Below are 23166 nucleotides of genomic sequence, written 5' to 3' on the forward strand. Positions count from 1 at the left end.
GCCGCGGACACGCGACGTACGTGGGGTGATGCAGTTCAAGAGGTGAGCGGCTCTTCTTAGCGAAGAGCTTGTGCCACGGCGTCCCTATCTCCCAACGCCGGCATACTGCGAGCAGCAGACCAGCGAGAGCTACTTGGACATAGCCAAAGCAATCTGTCAATAATTATTCATCTTGAATGACCAATTAGGCCTTGCGACTGGCCGCGGGCCCGACCAAAGATGCGGGAGGCGAAAAAGCATGAGGATTCAGAGCGATGCCGATGCGCTCCGTTCTATGTTTCGGAGACTCCAACACGCATGGCCAGATTCCCGGTCGTGGCCCCCTCGATCGTTACGATCGGCACACGCGCTGGCCCGGCGTGCTCCAGTCCGAGCTCGGACCGTCCTGGTATGTCATCGAGGAAGGCCTGAGCGGACGAACGACGGTGCACGACGATCCGATCGAGGGCGCGCACAAGAACGGTCGCGCCTATCTGCGGCCGTGCGCACAGAGTCACACCGTGCTCGATCTCGTGATCATCATGCTCGGGACCAACGACCTCAAGATCCGCTTCAACAAGCCGGCCTCGGAAGTGGCAATGGGCATCGGCTGCCTGATCTACGATCTGCGCGAACTGGCGCCGGGCCCCGGCGGCAGCGTGCCCGAGATCATGATCGTTGCCCCTCCTCCCATTCTCGACGACGTCAAGGAATGGAAATCGATCTTCGCCGGCGCCCCGGAGAAGTCGCGGCAACTGGCACTCGAATTCGAGATCATGGCGGATTCGCTCGGCGTGCACTTCTTCAACGCGGCCTCGGTGTGCAGTTGCGACGCGGCCGACGGATTCCACCTGAATGCGGAAGCCCATCACGCGCTCGGCGCTGCGCTCGCGCAGGAGATCGAGGCAATCGGCTGGCCGACTCAAGAGCGCAAAAGCTGACAACGATCCCGCGCGACGGTCTGCCGATATGAGGAGCACCTCCCTTGCCTGATATGCGATTTGCGCCCCCGAACCCGCTGCGGATCGCGGATCGCGCCAGTGGTCTCAACGCGCCCACGGTGCGGAGCTACAATGAGCGCCTGGTGCTGTCGCTGCTGCTGCAAAGCTCGGGCATCTCCCGCCTGGAAATCGGCGAGAAGACCGGGCTCTCGGCGCAAACCGTCTCTGTCATTGTGCGTTCGCTCGAACAGGAAGCCCTGGTCTCCAAGGGCGAAGCCCAGCGCGGACGCGTCGGGCCGCCGACCATTCCACTCTCGCTCAATCCGGAAGGCGCTTTCTCGGTCGGAGTGAGTTTTGGCCAAGATACCGCGAATGTCGCCCTGATCGATTTCGCCGGGAGAGTTCGCTATCACGCGGCACATCTCTATTCGTCCTTGCAGGAGTCGCCGGCTGCGATCGCGGCAAAGATCGAAGACGGATTGCTGACCCTTCCACCGGCCAGCCGGACCCGGGTTGCCGGCATCGGACTGGCGGTGCCTGACGATGCCAACACCGGCGGTCACATCAGGAAGCTGCTGGGCCGCGATCTGGCGGACGCGCAGGCCAACATTGAACGGAAGCTCGGTCTGTCCGTGTACATCCAGAACGAGATCACCGCCGCCGCCGGAGGCGAGAGTCTGTTTGGCGTGGCGCGGTCGCTGTCCGATTTCCTGTTCTTTTATCTGGGGTCGCGTCTGCACAGCCGTTTGATCCTGAACTACCAGATCCACAGCGGCCGATCCGATCTCAGCCACGATGTTGGGTTGCTGGCCCTGCAACATGGACTGAAGAAGCACGGCCTCGCTTTGTCCGACATCGGATCGGAGATTCCGGCCGCGGCCGGCGAACTCTACAGGCAATGGCAGCAGGCCTGCTGCCAGCAGATTCTGGCATCGGTGCGATCGCTGCTAGGCTTTGTCAATTTCAAGTCGGTCGTTCTGTCCAGTTACGCGCCGCCGGCGCTCGCGCGCGACCTATGCGATAGGCTTCACAAGGAATTGCCGGATATCGCCTTCCTCCTCGGTGCGAATACGACTGCACCAAAGGCTGTAGGCGCGGCCAGTCTGCCTTACCACTCTCGCTTCATGGTTCAGTAGAACGCCCCGTCGCGGATTTGTGAGCGCACAGCCTGGCCCGTGGCGGCCACCCGCATCCGCCCGGTGCAGCGTATCCACGGTGATGGTGCTCGGTCAGGGTTCAGGCTACCGCGAACGTGTCAGCCACCCGGCCATATCCGACCATAGCGCAACCGTGTTATCTTTATATCTCTAGCGGGGCCGTTGAGTCCGCGCGAATCACATCGGCCCGACATTCATTCGGCCCCCGAAATACCGCCAAGGCGATTTCGAGGAGGTCCCGATGCATACGAACCGTCGCGACTTGCTATTGGCTGGAGCCTCCGTCGCTTCCACTGCTCTATTTTGGAGTGTCGCGGCTCGGCTCAGGGCCGAAGAGTTCAATGCGCCGCCGGAAACTACGACAATCCGCCTCGGGAAGAGACCGTCCATCTGCATCGCCCCGCAATACGTGGTCAGCGATCTGCTGAATGCTGAGGGCTTCACGAACGTCGTTTATGTTGAAGCTGATGCTGGCGGAACACAAGCGAAAGCACTCGCGAACGGCGACCTCGACTTCACCTTGCATTTCTCCGGTCCGCTTCTTCTTGAGATCGATCGCGGCTTGAGCATCACGGTCCTGGCCGGAATCCATGTCGGCTGCTACGAGCTGTTCGCCAAAAAGGACATACGCAGCATCGCCGATCTGAAGGGTCGAACCGTCGGCATTCCGGGGCTTGGGACCAGCCCGCACGTTTTCCTCAGCGCGATGGCGACGTTTGTTGGACTTAATCCCGCCAAGGATATCGAATGGGTGACGAGCGCGTCAGTCAAACCGATCGAGTTATTTGCCGACGGCAAGATCGACGCCTTCCTCGGATTTCCCCCAGAACCCCAGCGCCTACGTGCGCAGAATATCAGCCATGTCATCGTCAACAGCGCGCAGGATCGTCCGTGGTCGCAATATTTTTGTTGCATGTTGGCCGGTAGTCGCGAATTCGTCCGAAAGAATCCCATCGCCACCAAGCGCGTGGTGCGCGCCATGCTTCGGGCGACGGATTTGTGCGTAAGCGAGCCGGCCGTCGTTGCGCAGCGCATGGTAGATAGGGGCTTTGCGCCTCGCCATGACGATGCGGTTCAGACCCTTGCTGACGTGCCGTACAACCGCTGGCGCGACTATGATCCCGAGGACACAATCCGCTTTTACGCGCTTCGGCTGCGCGAAGCGGGGATGCTGAAATCAAGCCCCGCGAAAATCATCGCTGATGGAGCCGACTGGCGATTCCTCAACGACGTTCGACGTGAACTTGGAGGCTGATTCATCCACCGCGGTTCTCGGTCGACACCCGCTCGCCGCAATATCGCGAGCAACTCCGAGGAGGTCCCGATGCATACGAACCGTCGCGACTTGCTGTTGGCTGGGGCATGCGCCGCTTCAGCCGCCCTGTTTTCAAGTGTCGCCGCTCGGCTCAGGGCCGAAGAGCCCAATCCGCCGCCGGAAACCACCACAATCCGAATTGCGAAGAACCCGAGCATCTGCATCGCGCCGCAGTACGTGGTGAGCGACCTGCTGAATGCCGAAGGGTTCACAAACGTCGTTTATGTTGAGTCTGATGCCGGCATGGAACAAACCAGGGCGGTCGCGAGGGGCGACATCGACTTCACCCTGCATTTCTCGGGTCCGCTTCTTCTTGAGATCGATCGGGGCGCGAGCATTACCGTTCTGGCCGGGATTCATGTCGGCTGCTTCGAGCTGTTTGCCAAGAAGGGCATACGCAGCGTCGCCGATCTGAAGGGTCGAACCGTCGGGCAGCAGGGGCTTGGGAGCAGCCCGCACGTTTTCATCAGCGCGATGGCGACGCTTGTCGGACTCGATCCCGCCAAGGATATCGAGTGGGTGACGAGCGCCTCGGTCAAGCCGATCGAGTTGTTTGCCGAGGGTAAGATCGACGCCTTTCTCGGCTTTCCTCCAGAACCACAGCGTTTGCGTGCGCAGAACATCGGTCATGTCATCGTCAACAGCGCCCTGGATCGACCATGGTCGCAGTATTTTTGCTGCATGCTGGCGGGGAATCGCGAATTCGTCCGAAAGAATCCCGTCGCCACCAAACGTATGGTTCGTGCCATGCTCCGGGCGACGGATTTGTGCGTGAGCGAGCCGGCCCTTGTTGCGCAGCGCATGGTGGATAGGGGTTTCACGGCGCGACGCGACTACGCGGTTCAGACTCTTGCTGATGTGCCGTACAATCGGTGGCGCGACTACGATCCCGAAGACACAATCCGCTTTTACGCGCTTCGTCTGCGCGAAGCGCGGATGCTGAAATCGAACCCTGCGAAAATTATCGCGGATGCGGTCGACTGGCGGTTCCTCAACGAGGTCCGACGTGAACTTGGAAGCTGATTCGACGTCGTTTCTGCCTCAGCGCCCGCTCGCTGCAATATCGCGAGCTAGTCGAGACGGCGCGTCGGTGAAGGACGGCCTCGTCCGCGTTGCATTGCGCCCTTCGCTGCGCACCAAATTGCTGGCCGCCTTCCTCGTCATCGAGATGCTCTTGGTCTCGGTTGGGGCAATCGGCCTCCTGTCGCTGCGCGAAGCCGACCAGCGAGCGAACCAGGTCGTTGCCCTACAGCACAAGATCGAGGCATACCGGCAGGTGCAGCACGATACCCTCCGACAGCTCTATGGCGTATCGGCAGCTCTCGCCCTTCCAAACGAAACGACGCTGGCAGGCGCGCTGCGGCAGATCAACCAGTTTGGGTACGACCTTGACCGGGTCTCGTTCGTCGCAAAGGACGAGGTTTCGCTGCTCAACCAGTTGCAAGAAGAATATGCGCGCTTTACGGCCGTAGTCTCACACGTCATTGATCTCCTCCGCAACGGGCGAGTGGCTCAAGCCCAGCAGAGCGAGCTCGCGGAGCTCGGGCCTCTCGCGGACAAGCTCGAACGACTGACCAATCAATTGGTCAACCGGGCTGAAGCGGACATGGTGGCCGGCATAGATGCGAACCGGCAAACCTATGCAAAATCTCAGATACTTGTCGCCGCCGTCGCGATCGCAAGCCTGGTGCTGACGCTGGTCTTGGGTCATGCGATCTCCCGATCTGTGATCGACCCAGTCCGCACCATCCATGATGGCCTGAATCGAATAGCGGCCGGAGACTTCACCCAGCGCATCGAGGTTCCCAATCGGGACGAACTTGGGGAGCTAGCGGCTCACGTCAACTCGACCTGCGAAGAGCTGCAGCAGCTCTACGAAAGCCTTGAGGAGGCCAGCCGTCACAAATCGCAGTTCCTGGCAAACATGAGTCATGAATTGCGGACGCCACTGAACGCAGTACTCGGCTTCTCTGAACTCCTGCTGGACGGAATATACGGCGCTCCTCCAGAAAGAATGCGATCAGCTCTCGAACGCATCCAACGGAACGGCAGACATTTGCTCGGGCTGATTAACGATGTACTCGATCTCTCCAAGATTGAAGCTGGGCAGCTTCGACTTTCCTTGGCCGACTATTCCGTGGAGGACCTGGTAGGCGGCGTTTACACGTCCGTTGAAGCCCTCGCCGCCGAAAAAAGTTTGGCTTTGAGAACTGCTGTCCCCGCTGGCCTGCCGCCGGCGCGGGGCGACGAACGCAGGCTCGCTCAGGCTCTGTTCAATCTTGTTGGTAATGCGATCAAGTTCACCGACGCGGGAGAGGTTCGGATCGAAGTGGAGGCAAAGGGGGATTACTACATGTTTTCGGTCCAAGACACAGGGCCGGGTATCGACGAAGTCGATCAAGCCAAGATCTTCGAAGAATTCCAGCAAGTCGATAACTCGATCACCAAGACGAAAGGAGGCGCGGGATTGGGCCTCGCGATCGTAAAGCGTATTGTGCATATGCATGGTGGACGAATCTGGATCGAATCCCGCCTCGGTCATGGCGCCAGGTTTTCTTTCTTGGTGCCCGCCCGGCTCGAGCAACAGGCGATGCCAACATGAGCAAGCGCGTGCTGGTGGTCGAAGATCAGGAGGACAATCGGCAGATTCTGCGCGATCTTCTTGCGAGTGTTGGTTACGAAATGATCGAAGCGCACGACGGCGAAGGAGCACTCGTAGCGGCGCGAACCCAAAATCCAGATCTCATTCTAATGGATATCCAACTGCCTGTTCTTGATGGATACGAGGCAACACGACGAATCAAGGCACAATCAGATCTCCGCCACATTCCAATCGTCGTGGTCACCTCCTACGCGCTGAGCGGCGATGAAGAAAAGGCGCGCGCGGCAGGCTGCAATGCCTATGTCGCGAAGCCTTACAGCGCGCGAAAACTGCTTGAGACAATCAATCGATACCTGACATAGGTTCCGGCGCCTGCCGACGTGGAGCACAGATGCATGACCCACCTCGAATCATGATCGTAGATGATAACGAAACGAATCGCTGCCTTCTTGTCGCGCGCCTCGGCGCTGAGGGTTATGAGACGATAGAGGCTGAAAACGGCGAGAGGGCGCTCGCGGTCGTGCGCGATGTCGCGCCGGACGTTGTCCTCCTTGACGTCATGATGCCGAAAATCGATGGCTTTGAGGTCTGCCGGCGCCTGAAGGGCGACCCAGCGCTCGGATTTGTTCCAATCATTATGGTTACGGCGCGAGCTGACTCAAAGGATGTCGTCACGGGACTTAATGCGGGCGCCGACGAGTATCTGACCAAACCGATCGACCATGCAGCACTTGTTGCACGAGTGCGCTCCATGCTCCGAATCAAGGAATTGCATGATCGCGCAGAAGCGCAGGCGGTCGAGCTGGCGTCGTGGAATAGAATGCTTGAGCAACGTGTCGCCGACCAAGTCGCGCAAATTGAGCGGGTCAGCCGTTTAAAGCGTTTTCTCTCGCCTCAGATAGCGGAACTGATCCTTGCGTCGTCACCATCCGACACCCTGGTGAGCCATCGCAGGCAGGTGACAATCGTCTTCTGCGACCTGCGGGGATTTACGGCATTTGCCGAAACTGCCGAGCCTGAGGAGGTGTCGGCCGTGATGCGTGAGTATCACGCAACCTTGGGATTCATCGTGCATGAGTTTGAAGGCACGCTGGAGAGATTTATTGGCGATGGGCTCATGGTCATCTTCGGCGATCCGCTTCCCTGCACCGATCCATGTGCGCGCGCCGTGCAGATGGCGGTCGCGATGCGAGGCCGTCTGTCGGAATTATCCAGCAAGTGGCGCCGACAAAGCCACGAACTCGGCTTTGGAGTCGGCATCGCATATGGATATGCGACGCTCGGCCCTATTGGTTTCGAGGGCCGCTCTGAGTACAGCGCGACCGGGACCGTGGTCAATCTAGCGGCCCGTCTCTGCGCGGAGGCGCGCGACGGCCAGATCTTGATCGATAGCAAAGTACGAGCGGCGCTCGATTCGAGGGCGACGGCGGAGCCCGTGGGTGAATTGACGCTCAAGGGTTTGCATCGGCCGATAGCGGCCTACAACGTGCTTGAGATGACTTGATGGAGATGTGGATTATCAGTTCACTCCAAACCACTAGCCCGGAAACTCGGCGGTTATCCAAACCGGCTCACGTTAGGACTCCTCGCTTGATCGTCCTGGGCTTAGTGGTTCGCGCAGATATGATCGAATGAGACTAGCTGTATCTACTTGTGGCCCAAAGCCGACATACGGCCATGTCGGCTTCAAGGTCGCCTTTCCAACAGCAAAACGGACGCAGCGAACTTCTGAGTACACACCAGTACACACCCTAGCTTGGTCAGACCGCATCCGCCCGATGCAGCGTGTCCACGGTGATGATGCCCCGTGCGCGCGAGACGCAGGCGCAGATCTTTGTGTTCTCGTGCTTCTGGTGGTCGCTGAAGAACACGTCGCGATGGTCGATCTCGCCGTCGACCGCGACGACGTCGATAGCGCAGAGGCCGCACTCGCCGCGCTTGCACTCGTACATCACCTCATGGCCGGCGGCGTTGAGCACGTCCAGCATCGAGCGCTCGCGCGGGATCTCGAACTCGAGGTCCGTCGCCTTCTGCCGCACCCGGAAGGCTTCGGTCGGTAGCGACCCGCTGGAGCCAAAGGTCTCATAGCGGAGATTGGGCAGCGGTTGACCCGAGCCGAGCAAGGCGGCGAGATCGAGGACCATTTCTCGGCCGGCGCGATGCCGATGGGCATGCCTGCACCGGTCTTGCTGCGCTTGCACATCAGCCCCTGGATGGCGCGCCAATCACCAAATTGAGACTGCACAGGCTTTTCCGGACATCGAAATGCTGTAGGCTACGGAGTGCGCGGGCTCCGGCCCGGCACTTCAAAAAAATACACGGGAGGGACCTATGGACATTCGAAAGCTTGCGGCAACGGCCGCGTCGGCTGTCGCCTTGTGCGGGTGGTCAGGCATCGCCGGCGCCGGCCAGTATGACGGCATCACCATCAACATCCTGACGCGCCCGGGCCCCGTCATCGCCGGCGCAGTGTCCCAGCGCGGCAAGGAATTCGAGAAGCTGACGGGCGCCAAGATCATCGTCAATGAAGTGCCGTATGCCGAGATCTTCCCGAAGGTTCAGCAGGACTGGTCCACGGGAACGAACTCCATCGATGTTGCCGTCTTCGCCGCCGGCTGGGGCGTCGAGCTCGCGGCGGCAGGGCTCCTCGAAAACCTCGATCCCTACATCGCGAAGGACAGCAAGATCGACCTCCAGGACATCGCCCCCTATTTCCGCGAGTTTGCCCAGAAGATCGGCGGGAAGACGATGGTGATCCAGGTCGATGGCGACTTCCAGATGGTCTATTACCGGAAGGACATCCTGGAAAAGAACAATTTGCAGCCGCCCAAGACCTGGGACGACTATCTCGCCATCGCCAAGGCGATCAACGGCCAGGACATGAGCGGCGACGGCAAGCCAGGCTACGGCTCCTGCATCTTCAAGAAGCGCAATGCGCAGAGCTATTTCGCCATCCAGACGATCGCTTCGACGATCGTTCAGACCCAGGGTACGGCCCAGGGCTTCCAGTTCGACAACGCCACGATGAAGCCACTCGTCAACAATGCCGGCTGGAAGAAGGCCTTCGAACTCTACAAGGAGACAAGCAAATACGGACCGCCTGAAGAGCTGAACATGGACATCGGCGACACCCGTGCCTTGTTCAAGTCGGGCCGTTGCGGCCTCCTGATCGAGTGGGGCGATCCGGGTCCGCTCCAGCTCGAAGACGACGCCAAGGGGATCAAGAACAAGCTCTACGCCACCAATATCGGTTCGAAGGAGGTTTTGGACCGCAAGGCCGGCAAGCTCGTTCCTGTCAGCAAGGAGTCTGCGCCGAATGCGATCGACGGCGTCAACTATGCTCCGTTCTCGGCCTTTGGCGGCTGGGCCGGCGCCATCAACGCCAAGTCGAATGCCAAGACCAAGCAGGCGGCCTACGACTTCCTGTCGTACATCAGTCAGAAAGAGCAATCCAACGTCGACGTGACCATGGGCTGGACCGGCTTCAACCCCTACCGCCTCAGCCAGCTCAAGAGCACAGAGCTTTGGGTGAAATCAGGCATGGATGAGGGCCTCGCCAAGAACTACATGGGCGCCATCAACGATGCCCTCAACAACCCCAACATGTCTTCGGACCTCAAGATCCCCGGTGCGCAGCAGTACACCGGGGTCGTTCTCGACACCGAGCTGGCGCGCTACATGGCCGGCGAGATCACCGTGGACGAGGCCTTGAAGAACATCGAGGCCGGTTGGGACAAGATCACCAAAGATTTTGGCCGCGACGAGCAGATCAAGCAGATGGCACTCGCCGTCGGACCTGCAAAGTGAGCGAGCCTGATGCCTGATGGGACCGCTACGAGCCAGCCGGGGATTTCCCCGGCTGGACTTTTTCGGGGTGAAAGCTGGGGCGAGTGGCTCGACCGCCATTCGAGAACGTTCTTCATCGCCCCGGCTGTGACGCTTGTCCTGCTCTTTGCGATCTTCCCGACCTTCTACACGATCGTCTTTGCGATCAGTCATGTCAGGTTCTCGGCCACCGGTCTCAAATTCCGGACGGTCTGGTTCGAGAATTTTGCGGCGCAATTTACCGGCAACCAGCAGGTTCACTTCCTCGGCCGCTTCACCAGCATGAGCATCGCTGGCTGGGTATTCACCCTCGTGATCGCAGGCGCCCTGCTGTGGTGGCTCTATCGCGCCGTCGTCGGGGGAACCAGCTGGGTCGGCCTCGCCGGGCGATTGATCAGCGCCGCCATGGCCATGTTCATTGCGCTTCTGTTCGCCGCCACCCTGCTCTCCGGCAATCAATGGGGCACGCTGCTCAACACCCTGTTCTATGTCGTCGTCGGCTGCTCCATCCAGTTCGTCATAGGCCTGATGCTGGCGTTCCTGTGCTCGCAACCCGTGATCGGCAAGAATTTCTTCCGCGTCCTGTTCTTCATCCCCCTCATGATCACCCCGCTCGGAGTGGGCTATGCCTTCAAGATGATTCTGGACGTGACCAAAGGTCCGTTCCAGCCCTTCTGGCAATTGATCGGTCTCGGCAATTGGGCGTGGTCAACCGACGCCTGGGCCGCGCGCTGGTTCGTTATCCTGGGGGACTCCTGGCAATGGATCCCGTTCATCTTCATCGTTCTGCTCGCCGCTCTTGAGAACGTGCCCAAGGATCATGTCGAGGCTGCCCAGGTCGACGGTGCCTCCAGTTTCCAGATCTTCCGCGAAATCACCTGGCCGCAGATTCTCCCCGTGGCGGCCACCGTCATGCTCATTCGCATGATCGAGGCGTTCAAGATCGTGGATCTGCCCAACATCATGACGGCCGGAGGACCCGGGATAGCCACGGAGTCCATGACATTGCATTCGCTGTTTCTCTGGCGCGCCAACAACATGGGCGATTCCGCGGCCGTGGCCTATCTCCTCCTGATATTGACCGTCGTCGTGTGCTCCTCGTTCTTCAATTTTGTGGTCCTCAAACGTATCCGCGGGGCGCGGGCATGAGCGGACCCAGTTACAAGATTTCCAGGGACCACCGGTCCTTGAGGCAACGGCTGTTCGAGCCGCCCGCCGTTGGCAAGATGTCCCTGATGGCCAACCTTGTCGCCTGGGCCATCCTGCTGTTCTGGTCGCTGTTCGTGCTGTTTCCGATCTATTGGGTGGTCATCACGGCCTTCAAGGATGCCGCGACCGTCAATAACGGGCCGTTCTTTATCCCCTTCATCGATTTCCAGCCGACGCTGAAGGGTTGGACGGCGCAATTCGCAACAGACCCCTATTGCGATGCCTGGTCGATCGGCCGCCAGCTTGTCCTGCTGGTCAACAATCTCTTCGCCTTCATCGTGTCGCCGATCGTCACGATCGACAGAATGGAGCCGCAGATCTGCAAGGTCTACCTTGCCTATACGAATTCCTTCGTGATCAGCTTCGGCGCCACCGCGCTTTGCATTGCGGTCGGGTCCATGGCCGCCTACGCGCTGGCGCGCATCAGCTACAAGCCGAAATTCGCAAACATCGTGGCGTTCGTGCTGCTCTCCCTGGCGGCGATCGTCGCCTCCAACTATTTCGACGTTCATTGGGCGATATCAGGCTCCGTTGCCCTCGCCTTGTTCTTCCTTCTTGCCCGCAGCCTGGGGCGGCGCTTCAAGACGACGCTCGGAAATAACGACATCCTGTTCTGGATCGTCTCCCAGCGCATCCTGCCACCGATCGTCGTCATCATTCCCGTCTACATGATGTTTCAGTCCGTCCGCATGATCGACACGCACCTCGCGCTGATCATCGTCTATGCGGTCGCCAATCTGCCCATCGTCGTCTGGCTCATGCATGACTTCTTCGTGAATCTCCCGATCGAACTGGAGGAGTCGGCGCAACTCGATGGCTCGTCACGCTTCGAGATATTTTGGGACATCGTGTTGCCCTTGACCCGTCCGGGGCTCGCCGCAACCACCCTGCTGACGCTCATTCTCAATTGGAACGAGTATCTGTTCGCGATCTTCCTCACCACGGCCCGGGCCCAGACCATGCCGATCATGGTTGCGGCCAAGAACACCGGCGAGCGTGGCATTCTCTGGTGGGAGATGTGCGCCATCATCATGATCATGATCCTTCCGGTGATCATCATGGCTATCGTGTTGCAGCGCTATATCGCCAAGGGCGTGTTGCTTGGTGCGGTCAAGGGATGAGCGGATGAACAACACAATGTCCGCCGCCGCTCGCCAAGTCCCGGTCCGCTTCGACAACGTGCGGAAATATTTCGGCTCCGTGAAGGTGCTGGAGGAATTCAACCTGGACGTTGCGCCGGGCGAATTTTTGGTGTTGCTCGGCGCGTCCGGCTCGGGAAAGACCACCGCGCTTAGAATTCTCTCCGGCCTCGAAACCGCAACCGCCGGCCGCGTCTTGATCGGCGACCGCGATGTCACCGACGTCCTGCCGAAATACCGCGACGTCTCGATGGTGTTTCAGTCCTATGCGCTCTACCCGCACAAGACCGTGGCCGAGAACATCGGCTTTCCGCTCAAGGTCCGCCGCATTCCCGAAGCTGAGCGTGCCGTCGCGATCAAGGAAGCAGCCGCTCAGGTTCAACTCCAGACCCTGCTCGACCGCTACCCAAGGGAACTATCCGGAGGCCAGCGTCAGCGCGTGGCGCTGGCGCGGGCCATCATCCGCCGCCCGTCGGTGTTTCTCATGGATGAGCCGCTTTCCAATCTCGATGCAAAACTTCGTGGTCACATGCGCGCCGAACTGAAGCACATGCAGCAGTCGCTGGGCATTACGACCATCTATGTGACCCACGACCAGATTGAAGCCATGACTCTGGCCCATCGTGTCGCGATTCTGGAAAAGGGCGTTCTGCAACAGCTCGATACGCCGGCGAACACCTACAACGATCCTGCCAATCTGTTCGTCGCGCAGTTCATCGGCTCGCCGCCCATGAATATCATCCATGGAGCTCTGGAGGGCGCGACCTTCATGGGCCACGGCGCCCGGCTGGTGTCACCGGTGTCGGGCAGGATCGCCAGGGCCGTCCTCGGCGTGCGGCCTGAAGACTGCACGATCGTCGAGCACGACAAGGGCGATCTGAAGGGCGAGATCTACGCCAACGAGCTGATCGGCGACCACACGCTCGTGACGGTCAAGGCCGACAACGACTTCATCGCCGTAAAGGCTCCAAAACAGTTTGCCGGCCGGCAAGGCGAGCGCATCGGTGTCTCGTTGACGCCGTCACGCACATTCGTCTTCGATGCCGAAAGCGGCCTGCGTGTGCGCTGAGCCGGCTCGAGATCACGGAATCGATGCTGCACGCCTGCAGTCGAGGCGTCGCCGTCGCGCTCGATGATTTCGGGACCGGCTTCTCCTCCCTCACCTACCTGCGCAAGCTGCCGCTCAGCCGCATCAAGATCGACCAGTCCTTCATCCGCGACATGCTGGTGCAGCCGGACTGTGCCCCGATCGTGAAGTCGGTGATCTCGCTGGCGCGCGACTTGCGGATCGGCGTGGTCGCCGAAGGCGTCGAGACCGCCGATCAGCTCGAATATCTGCGCCAGGTCAGTTGCGACGAAGTCCAGGGCTATCTCATCGGCCGGCCGATGGCCGCCGATCAGGTGCCGGCGCTGCTCGACCCGAAGAAGCAGCGGGCGACTTACGCGGCGTAATCTGATTGCGTCCACCTCCACACTCGACGTCATCCTGAGGTGCGCGCCCTTGCGCGCCTCGAAGGATGGGCCGCGAGCGCTCGTAGCTCATCCTTCGAGGCTTTACCTTGCGATGCAGCTGCATCGCAAGGCTCGCCCCTCAGGATGACGTCGGAACGTGTGGTTGGCCGTCCTACCTCAGACCGCATCCGCCCGATGCAGCGTATCCACCGTGATGGTGCCCCGCGCGCGCGAGACGCAGGCGCAGATCTTGGTGTTCTCGTGCTTCTGGTGGTCGCTGAAGAAGACGTCACGATGATCGATCTCGCCGTCGACGGCGACGACGTCGATGGCACAGAGGCCGCATTCGCCGCGCTTGCAGTCGTACATCACCTCGTGGCCGGCGGCATTGAGCACATCCAGCATCGAGCGCTCGCGCGGGATCTCGAACTCGAGGTCCGTCCCCTTCAGCCGCACCCGGAACGTTTCGGTCGGCAGCGATCCGCTCGAGCCAAAGGTTTCGTAGCGCAGATCGGGCAGCGGATGGCCCGCGCCGATCCAGGCATGGCGTGCGGCATCCAGCATCCGCATTGGGCCGCAGAACAACGCCAGGGTCTCCTTCGGTAGTGAAGCGAACAGGGCGTCGAGATCGAGACGCTCGCCCGCATCGCTGGCATGGACGACTAGGCGATCGCCGAGCAGCGCGGCGAGCTCGTCGAGATAGGCGGCATCGCTGCGCGAACGAACGGCGTAATGGAGCGTAAAACTGGCGCCGCGGCGGGCGAGCGCTTGCGCGGCACCGACGATCGGCGTGATGCCGATGCCGCCGGCGATCAGGCAGTAATGGCCGCGCGCCCAGTCGACCGAGACGAGCGAAGCGGGCTGCGTGATCTCGAGCCGCGCGCCCGGCGCTAACTGCCACATGTAGCGCGAGCCGCCGCGGGAATCCTCGGCGCGGCGCACCGCGATCTTCAAGCCGCGCGCATCCACTTCGCCGACCAGCGAATAGGAGCGCGTCTCCGGCTGGCCGTTGATGGTGACGGCGACGTTGATGTGGCTGCCGACCGGATAGGCAGCGCCGTTGAAATCGTCGGGTTTGATGAGGAATTCGCGGATCGCCGGCGACAGGTCGCGCGTCGCAACGAGCGTCGCCGGAGTCCAGGTTTCGATGAATCGCATGGCACTCCCCTATGTGGCCGCAGCGCTCGTGATCAGGGCCAGCGCCGGCAGCAGGTCGAGATGGGTCCGGTTGCGCAGCGCGAGGCGCAAATTGCGCCCCGCAAGCCGCGCATGCTCGCGCATCACGGCCTCGGCGCGCGCGCCTTCGCGGTTCTCGATCGCATCGATCACGATGCGATGATGGTCCTGGGCGATGATGAGGATCTGCTGCGCCTCCGGCAGCGCCGACTGCGCCATCACAAAGCCGCTCGGCGAGGCGAAGGGCAGCGCGGAGGCGCGGTCGATCTGCCGGATCAGCGGCGCACTGCGCGACAGCTCAGTCAGCAGCGCGTGGAAACGCGCGTTCAGCGCCACATAGGACGAGAACGCATCGACCGAGATCGGCACCTGCCGCAGCAGTTCGTCGATCGCGGCAAGACATTCCTTCAACGGCTCCAGATCGCGCGCGGTGACGCCGCGCTCGGCGGCAAAGCGCGCCGCGAGCCCCTCCAGCGTGCCGCGCAGCTCGATGGAATCCAGAATATCGCGCTCGGAGAAGGCTTTCACCATGAAGCCGCCGGACGGGATCGCCTCCAAGAGGCCCTCCTCCTCCAGCCGCACCAGCGCCATGCGCACCGGCGTGCGCGACACGCCTGTGGTCTCCACCGCCTGAAGCTCGGAGATGCGCTCGCCGGGACGCAAGGCCCCCGACAGGATCTGGTCGCGCAGCGCAAGCTGCGCCTTCACCGTCTGCGATACGGAGCGATCGACCTCGCGCTCGGCCATGGTCACTCCGCGGCCTGAAGCTGCTGCGGATTCTCGCGTCCGACCATCTTGTCGATCAGCCGCCGCGTCCACATCGCGCCGGCGTCGATGTTGAGATTGTAGAACACGCGGTCCGGGTTCTCGTCCATGGCGCGCTGCTGCGCTTCGAGGATCAGCTCGTCCTCGCGGAAGATGCCGGAGACGCCGTCGCGGATCTCGGTGGTGAGCCGCTGCTCACTGAGGCGGTAGTTGCGCACGAAGGCCCAGAAATAGTGGCAGGTCTTCTCGGTCTCGGGCGTGATGGTGTTGAGCACAAAACCGTTGACGCCCTGCGAGCGGTCGCCTTCCGGCGCGCCGGTGCCTGTGGGTGCCACGCCGACGTCGATGGCGATGGTGCAGGGAGCCTCGAAGCGGATGATCTGCCAGCGGTCAACGAGGCCGTCCTTGCCGAGCTGCTTGGCCCAGAACGGCGGCGGCTCGATGCCGCGCATCCAGCGCGTCACCGTCACCGTCTTCTCGCCATGGGTGACGTCGAACGGCGCCTCCGCGACGGCATCGTTGCCGATCGACGAGCCGTGCACAAAAGTCTCGTGGGTGAGGTCCATGAGGTTGTCGAGGACCAGGCGGTAGTCGCAGTTGACGTGGATGGTCTTGCCGTCGCCGGCCCAGGCCGGATCGTCATTCCAGTGCATGTCGGGCACGAGCGCGGGGTCGGCGAGCGCGGGATCGCCCATCCAGAGCCAGATGAAGCGGTGACGCTCGACGGCCGGATAGGCGCGGACGCAGGCCGACGGATTGATGGTCTCCTGCGAGGGCATGAAGGTGCAGCGCCCCTGCGCATTATATTTCAGGCCATGATAGCCGCAGACGACCGTGTCGCCTTCCAGGCGGCCCTTGGAGAGCGGCACGAGGCGGTGCCAGCAGGCATCCTCCAGCGCCGCCACGCTGCCATCGGCCTTGCGGTACATCACCACATGCTTGCCGCAAATGGTTCGGGGCAGCAGCGCCTGCTTGACGTCGGCGTCCCAGGCGGCGGCGTACCAGGCATTCATCGGGAATGGCTTTGTCACGGGCGTTCTCCCACGTTTTTGGATACGTTATGTATACCGTATCACGTGAAAAGCCTTAGTTATACTGTATAATATTACCTATTTCTACGTTGATGTATACATACTTCTGAGAGGGAAGGCTGAAAGGACATGCGCGACCTCAGCCCCGCTTTTGGCTCGCTCGCGGCGCCGGCTACTGTGCATGGGGTTGTTTCGATGCTTTGGCAGCAGCGGAGGCGCAGCGCGCCTCCTGAGCTCTTGGGGGCGCCGCGCAACTAGCTCCCAAACACCCTTGCCAGGCCAGCCTGGGCTTCCTGCTGAATCCGCTTCAGATGGTCGGTGCTGCGGAAGCTTTCGGCGTAGACCTTGTACACATCCTCGGTGCCGGAGGGCCGGGCGGCAAACCAGCCGAAATCGGTCTCGACCTTGATGCCACCAAAGGGCTGATTGTTGCCGGGCGCCTTGCTCATGGTGGCGCGGACGGGATCGCCGGCGAGCTCCTTGAGGCCGAGCTGCTCTGACGTGAGCGACTTCAGCACGTTCTTCTGCGGCACCGTCGCTGCGACGTCGATGCGCGCGTAATGGGGCACGCCGAGCTCGGCCGTCAGGTCGCCGAAGAGCTGGCTGGGATCGCGGCCAGTCTTGGCCATGATCTCGGCGGCGAGCAGCCCGAGGATGATGCCGTCCTTGTCCGTGGTCCACACGCTGCCGTCGCGCTTGAGGAAGGAGGCCCCTGCACTCTCCTCCCCGCCAAAACCAAAACTGCCCGTGACGAGGCCGTCGACGAACCATTTGAAGCCGACCGGCGTCTCCACCAGCTTGCGGCCGAGCTTTTTGGCGACGCGGTCGATGACCGAGCTACTCACCACCGTCTTGCCGATCGCGGCATTTGCGCCCCATTGCGGCCGGTGCGCGAACAGATAGGCGATCGCGGTCGCGAGGTAATGGTTGGGATTCATCAGGCCGTTCGTGCGCGTCACGATGCCGTGGCGGTCGGCGTCGGTGTCGTTGGCGAAGGCGACGTCAAAACGGTCGCGCATCCCGATCAGGCTCGCCATGGCGTAGGGCGAGGAGCAGTCCATGCGGATCTTGCCGTCCCAGTCGACCGTCATGAAGCGGAAGGTCGGATCGATCGCCTCGTTCACGACCGTTGCCTTCAGCCCGTAGCGTTCGATGATCGGGTGCCAGTAATGCACCGCGGCGCCGCCGAGCGGATCGATGCCGATCGTGACGCCGGCCGATTTGACGGCCGCGAGATCGACGACATTGCCGAGATCGGCGACGTAGGGCGTGATGTAGTCAAAGAGGTGGACGCAGGCCGACTTGCGCGCCTTCGCATAGTCGATGCGTGCGACGCCCTTCAGGCCGTCGGCGAGATAGGCATTGGCGCGCTTTTCGACCACGCCGGTAACGTCGGTGTCGGCCGGGCCGCCATGCGGCGGATTGTACTTGTAGCCGCCGTCCTCGGGCGGATTATGCGAGGGCGTGATGACGACGCCATCGGCAAGTCCGCTATCCCGGCCTTTGTTGTAGCTGAGGATCGCATGCGAGATGACCGGTGTCGGCGTATAGCCGCCGGCCTGGTCGATCATGACGTTGACGCCGTTGGCGGCAAAGACCTCGACCGCGCTGATGAGCGCAGGCTCGGCCAGCGCGTGGGTGTCGATCCCGATGAACAAGGGGCCGGTCAGCCCCTTTTCCCTTCTGTAGTCGCAAATTGCCTGCGTGGTCGCGAGGATGTGGCCCTCGTTGAAGGAGTTCTTCAGCGAGGTGCCGCGATGGCCCGAGGTTCCGAACGCCACCCGCTGCAACGGATCGGCCGGATCAGGCTTGCCCGCGAAATAGGCCGCAACCAGCCTCGGAATGTTGGCGAGCGCATCCGGTGAAGCCACCTTGCCTGCCGCGGGATTGACATCAGCCACCGGAAATATCCTCGCATTGTTCAAACGATCGCATTGGATACCATACCATCGGTCAAGCCCTCGCCAAGCCCGGCCAGCCCGACAACGCGCACGTCCCGCCGAACGATCCATTGGGCAAAGCCGCAGCGGATCTCGTACTTTGGTGCCGGGTCTCGATTGAGGCAGGACAAAGACACTCCCGCACACTTCCATGCACGCTGCCTCCAGGCGCGATGATGAGGAAATGGGACGTTGCCGGATGTCACCGGCAATTCCCGAGAAAGCGGAGATTTGAGATGATGGGACGCAAAATACTCCTCGCCCTTCTGGCCTGTTTCCTGTCGAGCGCCGCCGCTGCGGACGGCGATGCGGCCACCGGCAAGGCGGTGTTCGCGCGAACCTGCCAGAACTGCCACGCAGTCGAGATCGGGGTGAACAAGGTCGGCCCGAGTCTCTGGAATGTGGTCGGGCGCGCGCCGGCCTCCGTTCCGGATTTCGCCTATTCGGACGCGATGAAAGCCAACAAGGATGTTTGGACCGCAACCGCCCTGGACGCCTACCTGGCCGACCCCCGCGGCGACGTCCATGGCGTCAGGATGTTCTTCAAGGGACTGCCCGAGCCGAGCGATCGCGCCGACGTCATCGCCTATCTGCAGACACTGAGGTAGCGCCAGGGTGGCAGACCGACGTCGGCAGACCAGCCGCGCGAACACCATTCGCGGGCGTCACGCCGATTTGTTATGGTCGGCGCGACAGGGGCCTCGAATCATCATCCATGACCTTCGCGCGCAGGCTGCCAGTGGTGCTGATCGCCTGGCTTGCTCTCGCGAGCGCACCGCATCGCGCAAACGCAGCCGAATTCTACACCGAGGATTTGCGCATCCCGATGGCGGCGGCCGGGCCGCAGGGACTCGAGGCGTTTATGGTGCGGCCCGCACCTGCAAAGCGCTATCCGCTCGCTCTGATCAGCCACGGCTCGCCGCGGGCCTTTGACGACCGCGCGACCATGTCGGCGCGCAAATATTATGCGATCGCGCTCGAATTCGCCCGCCGCGGCTTTGCCGCCGTGATCGTGATGCGCCGCGGCTATGGCACTTCGCCCGGAGGAAGGGCCGACAGCTACGGCACCTGCGCCCGCGCCGACTACATTGCCGCGACTGCGGTTGCTGTTGCCGATCTGCGTGCGTCGATCGATGCGATGACGCGAAGGGACGACATCAGCCCGGGCGGCATGATCGCGGTCGGTCATTCTGCCGGCGGACTCGCCACCATTGCGTTAACCGCGCAGGCGCCGCCGGGCCTCGTCGCCGGAATCAATTTTGCCGGCGGCCGCGGCTCGTCCAGCGACAACAATGTCTGCAATCCGGACGCGCTGGTGCAGGCGTTTGGCCGTTTCGGCAAGACCTCGCGCCTGCCAACGCTGTGGGTCTATGCCGCCAATGACATGTTCTTTGCCCCTTCCCTCGCCTATCGCTTCCGCGACGCGTTTCGCAGCAATGGCGGCAGCGCAAATTTCATCGACGCGCCGGCCTTTGGCGAAGACGGCCACTATCTCTACTCTACGACGAGCCGGCCGCAATGGACGCCGTATGTCGACGCCTTCCTGCGCGAGCAAAAACTCGCGCCGCGGGAGATCTTGAGTCCGCCGGATCCGCTGCCCGCACCTAGCCAGCTCTCGGAAACGGGCAAGGCCGAGTTCGCGCGCTATCTCGCCAGCATTTTGCCGCACAAGGCTTTTGCCGTCTCGCCGAAGGGTGGCTTCGGCTGGCGCTCCGGCCGGGCCAGCGCAGCGGACGCACAAGCCGATGCTCTCGCAGCATGCGGCAAACGGGCAACCGGTTGCAGCCTCTATGCGATCGATGATCGGCTGGCCCGTCGGCCGTGAGTCTCGTCAAGAGTCGGGCGCGACCAGCGCGCTCATGCGCGTCAAGAGCCCTGCCGCCTGCGCACACAGCGTGGTATCGGCCAGGCGATGCGTAACCGCAGTTTGCAGCAGGCGCGCCATTTGCACCACATCACCCTTGCGGCTCGACTGCATCAGGGCGACGTCGAGCAGGAACGGCGCAAGCATCGCCTGCTCGTCAGGCCGCAAGGCGGCAAACACCTGCTCCCAATGGGCTGATGTCGCAGGGATCAGGGCACGCAGATCGGCGACGAGAGACATTGAATAAGCCGGCCCCACAATTTCGAATGGCGAGGCCATGCCGGGCTTGAGCGCGACCGCGCACAGCATGCCCATGACGTAAGCCGTGTGATAGGAGGTCGCGAGTGCGCATTTGGTCCTGTCGTGGCCGTCGAGCCGCAGGAGCTGGCTCGATGCCGAGCGGCCCGCAGGCAGGAAGCCGACCTTGTCCTCGAGCGAGGCGACGACGCGGAAGCCAAACGCCGCCGCGGGACTCCAGCTTGTGGACAGCAGCGGCCAGGCCATCAGCGCTTCGGCGGCGAGGTCGTAGTCCTCGATGACAAGCGCGCGGGCGAGCACGGCCGCGGACTCGTCGAGGAATTCGTGCGCGGGACGCGGCAGGCTACCCCGCCAATTGCCGAAATCGGTATAGTACATCGCGGCATGGGTGTGGGCGTAGGCATCGTCCCGCGTGCCGTTGAGCAGATCGATGGCGCGGCCGAGCGCCGTCCTGCGCGCGGTCTCCGCAAAGCTCGACCTTGGCGCTTCGTTGCGCCACAGCGCCTTAAGCCACATCAGCTCGAGCTCGCGATACGGCACCACCTCGTGGCTCTCGCTCACGGACGCCACGGCGCTCGCGGCGAGAAGCGCGTCGAACCGGGCATCCTTCCTGCCGAGCGCGCCGAGCAAAATATGCGGGGTGGCGAGCTGGAGGCAGACCGATGGATAGCGCACGATGTCCCAGCGCATCCTTTGCGAACGGGCGTGGGGAGCGAGATCGTCCATCGCCCGCTCGAACGCGTCGCGAAGGGCGGGATCGGCGGCGTGCCGACCAACCGTGTAGAGCAGCATCGCGGTTTCGGCGAGCGGCTTCTCGGCGGCAAAATTGCCGTCCGGATGATCTGATCCGTCAAATCCGTCGGAGCCGAGGAATTGCACGGTGCGCCCGACAATCCGCAAGGCAAGTTGCAGGCGCTGGACAAGGTTTTGGCGAAACTCCGCCCGGTGCGGAGCGGGTGCGTGACTGAGCAGCCGATCTAGCGCGGCCTTGTGATCGTGTGGGTTCTGCATGGGCGCCCCGATTGCGAGGGAACTTAGGCCGATGGTCCATTCGAGCGGCAAGGCCGCGCTAGAACGATCCGGCCGCGTCAGCGGCCGCCGGTGACCTCGCCCCGCATCACGGCCGGGTCGAGCTCCTGGATCACGCTGACCTGCGGCGGAATGCAGTAGCGGATGAAGCGATGGCCGATCACGAAGCCGAACTCGCCGTCGCTGGCGCTGGCGATGCTCGTGCCGTTCTCCGCGACGAACTTGCCGAAAGCGCCGAAGTCGAACACTTTCGAGCCGAGGAACTTGCGGACGATCTCTTCGCGGTCTGCAGCGTTGCTCATGGTTGCCTCCTTGCGGTTGGGTGGATCGATGCGGCTACATCTCCCAGCCGGCATCGGCGCGGACGATGACCTGATGCGCGCACGAGGCGTGTGAGCTACCTTACATTTCAAGATTTTTTGAAAACAACCTGCACGTCAACTGCGTCGATTCGCGCGCAGATTGCAGATCTGCTACCCTGCGCTGCGGTCCGGGCTGAACACCGCGTCCGCTGCCATTGCCGTGATTGCGATACTTTCAAGAATTTGAAGGAACCGACATGAGCACAGATCGCGACAACGCTCTCAATCTCCTTTTGGCCACGCATGGCACGCTGGGTCAGGCCGCCGTGATCGCAAGGCGCAGCGCCGACGAGCTCGGCGCGAAGGTCACCGCCGCGGAACAGGCGCTGATCGATCTCGAGAGCGCGGCAACCGCGCTGAAGACCGCGCCCGACGCGCAGCTCGCGCCGGCGATCGAGCAGGCCATGACGCTCACGACGGGGATCATGAAGAACATCGAGACCCTGCTGCCGGCCGGCACGCCGGTCTCGTCGCTCGGAAGCCCGCTCGACGAATGGAAGGAGTGCCGCAACACCATCGACCGCTGCGACAAGCTCCTGGTCGACATCCGCAAGACCGGGTTCGGCTTCATCACCGCGGTGGTCGGCGCAGCCACCTTCGTCTTCAGCGTCACGACGCACTTCGCCAATCTCGCCAAGAGCTGGCTGCTCTGCATGCTGGTGGTCCTGATCATCATGCTTTACGCGATCGATCTCGCGCATCAAACCTGGCTCAACCAGGCCGTCGAGCGCGCCAAGACGCTGGAGCGGGGTCCGCTGCAATTCCAGCTGACCCAGAACATCGCCAGGGAATTCGCGGCATCCCAGAGCATCGGCCTCGGCGTCGCTCTCTATGTGCTGCTGCTGGCGTCGGCCTGCATCATTTTCCAGGTCTCGATCCCGCTCTCGCAGGAGAGTGCGCTCAGCGCGGCGCGAGTCAACATCTACAGCGCTCTTGCTACCGGCCTCTTCGCCATCGGCGGCGGCACGCTGATCGCGGTCAAACGATGGTGGATGTTTTGGGGATTTGTCGCCCTGTTTGCCCTCACCTGCTTCCTGATCGTCCGGAGCGTGTGAGCGCGTCGCAAGAGCATCTCGGGAGCCAGTTCACGGCCGGCGCCGGGCGAGCCCGGCGCCGATCCAC

Annotated in this window: 20 protein-coding genes and 2 pseudogenes; 15 read left to right on the plus strand and 7 right to left on the minus strand. The window is 62.1% G+C overall.

Translation table 11 applies throughout. From position 1 onward, the window contains the following. The first annotated feature begins 260 nt into the window (after positions 1-260). From KUF59_RS34585 to KUF59_RS44140, 7 genes are all read left to right on the plus strand, one after another. Positions 261-920, plus strand: coding sequence for an SGNH/GDSL hydrolase family protein (locus KUF59_RS34585; protein ID WP_309501006.1), 660 nt, complete (start codon positions 261-263; stop codon positions 918-920). A 53-nt stretch (positions 921-973) separates the two neighbouring features. Further along, a complete protein-coding gene (locus KUF59_RS34590) occupies positions 974-2056 on the plus strand; it encodes an ROK family transcriptional regulator (protein WP_408918127.1) in 1083 nt (360 codons plus the stop codon). Positions 2057-2318: 262 nt separating this feature from the next. Continuing rightward, positions 2319-3332, plus strand: a complete 1014-nt coding sequence (locus KUF59_RS34595) for an ABC transporter substrate-binding protein (protein ID WP_258767693.1) — start codon at positions 2319-2321, stop codon at positions 3330-3332. Positions 3333-3401: 69 nt separating this feature from the next. Then, the gene (locus tag KUF59_RS34600) at positions 3402-4415 is read left to right on the plus strand and encodes an ABC transporter substrate-binding protein (protein ID WP_258767694.1); all 1014 of its coding nucleotides are present in this window, start codon (positions 3402-3404) and stop codon (positions 4413-4415) included. Continuing rightward, positions 4399-5994 (plus strand): sensor histidine kinase, encoded by a 1596-nt coding sequence (locus tag KUF59_RS34605; RefSeq protein WP_258767695.1) that lies wholly within the window; start codon positions 4399-4401, stop codon positions 5992-5994. The genes KUF59_RS34600 and KUF59_RS34605 overlap by 17 nt, the downstream gene beginning before the upstream one ends. Continuing rightward, complete coding sequence (locus KUF59_RS34610; RefSeq protein ID WP_258767696.1) at positions 5991-6356, plus strand: response regulator; 366 nt, start codon at positions 5991-5993, stop codon at positions 6354-6356. The genes KUF59_RS34605 and KUF59_RS34610 overlap by 4 nt, the downstream gene beginning before the upstream one ends. A 29-nt stretch (positions 6357-6385) precedes the next feature. Next, the gene (locus KUF59_RS44140) at positions 6386-7498 is read left to right on the plus strand and encodes an adenylate/guanylate cyclase domain-containing protein (RefSeq protein ID WP_309500889.1); all 1113 of its coding nucleotides are present in this window, start codon (positions 6386-6388) and stop codon (positions 7496-7498) included. Between the two features lie 256 nt (positions 7499-7754). On the opposite strand, the pseudogene KUF59_RS34625 reads toward KUF59_RS44140, so the two are convergent. Beyond that, a pseudogene (locus tag KUF59_RS34625) lies at positions 7755-8114 on the minus strand (2Fe-2S iron-sulfur cluster-binding protein); the annotation flags it as partial. Between the two features lie 211 nt (positions 8115-8325). On the opposite strand from KUF59_RS34625, the gene KUF59_RS34630 reads away from it, so the two are divergent. The 5 genes and pseudogenes from KUF59_RS34630 to KUF59_RS34650 all read left to right on the plus strand — a co-directional run. Continuing rightward, the gene (locus KUF59_RS34630; protein WP_258767697.1) at positions 8326-9801 is read left to right on the plus strand and encodes an ABC transporter substrate-binding protein; all 1476 of its coding nucleotides are present in this window, start codon (positions 8326-8328) and stop codon (positions 9799-9801) included. 9 nt (positions 9802-9810) lie between these two features. Beyond that, positions 9811-10968: a carbohydrate ABC transporter permease gene (locus KUF59_RS34635; protein WP_212461839.1), complete on the plus strand. Its 1158-nt coding sequence runs from the start codon at positions 9811-9813 to the stop codon at positions 10966-10968. Further along, a complete protein-coding gene (locus KUF59_RS34640; protein WP_249140793.1) occupies positions 10965-12149 on the plus strand; it encodes a carbohydrate ABC transporter permease in 1185 nt (394 codons plus the stop codon). Before KUF59_RS34635 ends, KUF59_RS34640 begins: the two co-directional genes overlap by 4 nt. Positions 12150-12153: 4 nt before the next feature. Next, the gene (locus KUF59_RS34645; RefSeq protein WP_258767698.1) at positions 12154-13236 is read left to right on the plus strand and encodes an ABC transporter ATP-binding protein; all 1083 of its coding nucleotides are present in this window, start codon (positions 12154-12156) and stop codon (positions 13234-13236) included. A 44-nt stretch (positions 13237-13280) separates the two neighbouring features. Next, positions 13281-13619, plus strand: a pseudogene (locus tag KUF59_RS34650) (EAL domain-containing protein); the annotation flags it as partial. A 177-nt stretch (positions 13620-13796) separates the two neighbouring features. Here KUF59_RS34650 and KUF59_RS34655 read toward each other — a convergent pair. The 4 genes from KUF59_RS34655 to pgm form a co-directional block, all read right to left on the minus strand. Continuing rightward, on the minus strand, positions 13797-14777 hold the full coding sequence (locus tag KUF59_RS34655; protein ID WP_258767699.1) for a PDR/VanB family oxidoreductase: 981 nt from the start codon (positions 14775-14777) through the stop codon (positions 13797-13799). A 9-nt stretch (positions 14778-14786) separates the two neighbouring features. Continuing rightward, positions 14787-15542 carry a GntR family transcriptional regulator gene (locus KUF59_RS34660; protein ID WP_258767700.1) on the minus strand — a complete coding sequence of 252 codons (756 nt, stop codon included), beginning with the start codon at positions 15540-15542 and terminating at the stop codon, positions 14787-14789. 2 nt (positions 15543-15544) lie between these two features. Then, positions 15545-16591, minus strand: coding sequence for an aromatic ring-hydroxylating dioxygenase subunit alpha (locus KUF59_RS34665; RefSeq protein WP_258767701.1), 1047 nt, complete (start codon positions 16589-16591; stop codon positions 15545-15547). Positions 16592-16845: 254 nt separating this feature from the next. Continuing rightward, positions 16846-18492: a phosphoglucomutase (alpha-D-glucose-1,6-bisphosphate-dependent) gene (pgm, locus tag KUF59_RS34670; protein WP_258767702.1), complete on the minus strand. Its 1647-nt coding sequence runs from the start codon at positions 18490-18492 to the stop codon at positions 16846-16848. Positions 18493-18767: 275 nt separating this feature from the next. Here pgm and KUF59_RS34675 point away from each other — a divergent pair, with 275 nt between their 5' ends. After that, on the plus strand, positions 18768-19139 hold the full coding sequence (locus KUF59_RS34675; RefSeq protein WP_212461844.1) for a c-type cytochrome: 372 nt from the start codon (positions 18768-18770) through the stop codon (positions 19137-19139). A 107-nt stretch (positions 19140-19246) separates the two neighbouring features. Continuing rightward, complete coding sequence (locus KUF59_RS34680; protein ID WP_212461845.1) at positions 19247-20356, plus strand: alpha/beta hydrolase family protein; 1110 nt, start codon at positions 19247-19249, stop codon at positions 20354-20356. 6 nt (positions 20357-20362) lie between these two features. On the opposite strand, the gene KUF59_RS34685 is transcribed toward KUF59_RS34680, so the two are convergent. Together KUF59_RS34685 and KUF59_RS34690 are read right to left on the minus strand one after the other, a co-directional pair. Continuing rightward, a complete protein-coding gene (locus tag KUF59_RS34685; protein ID WP_258767703.1) occupies positions 20363-21664 on the minus strand; it encodes a DUF6895 family protein in 1302 nt (433 codons plus the stop codon). 77 nt (positions 21665-21741) lie between these two features. Beyond that, a complete protein-coding gene (locus KUF59_RS34690; protein ID WP_212405329.1) occupies positions 21742-21984 on the minus strand; it encodes a hypothetical protein in 243 nt (80 codons plus the stop codon). Between the two features lie 257 nt (positions 21985-22241). Between KUF59_RS34690 and KUF59_RS34695 the strand changes: the two genes are divergently transcribed. Then, on the plus strand, positions 22242-23099 hold the full coding sequence (locus tag KUF59_RS34695; RefSeq protein WP_258767704.1) for a hypothetical protein: 858 nt from the start codon (positions 22242-22244) through the stop codon (positions 23097-23099). Positions 23100-23166 lie beyond the last annotated feature (67 nt).

Origin of the sequence: Bradyrhizobium arachidis (assembly GCF_024758505.1) — a bacterium.
GTDB lineage: Bacteria > Pseudomonadota > Alphaproteobacteria > Rhizobiales > Xanthobacteraceae > Bradyrhizobium > Bradyrhizobium manausense_C.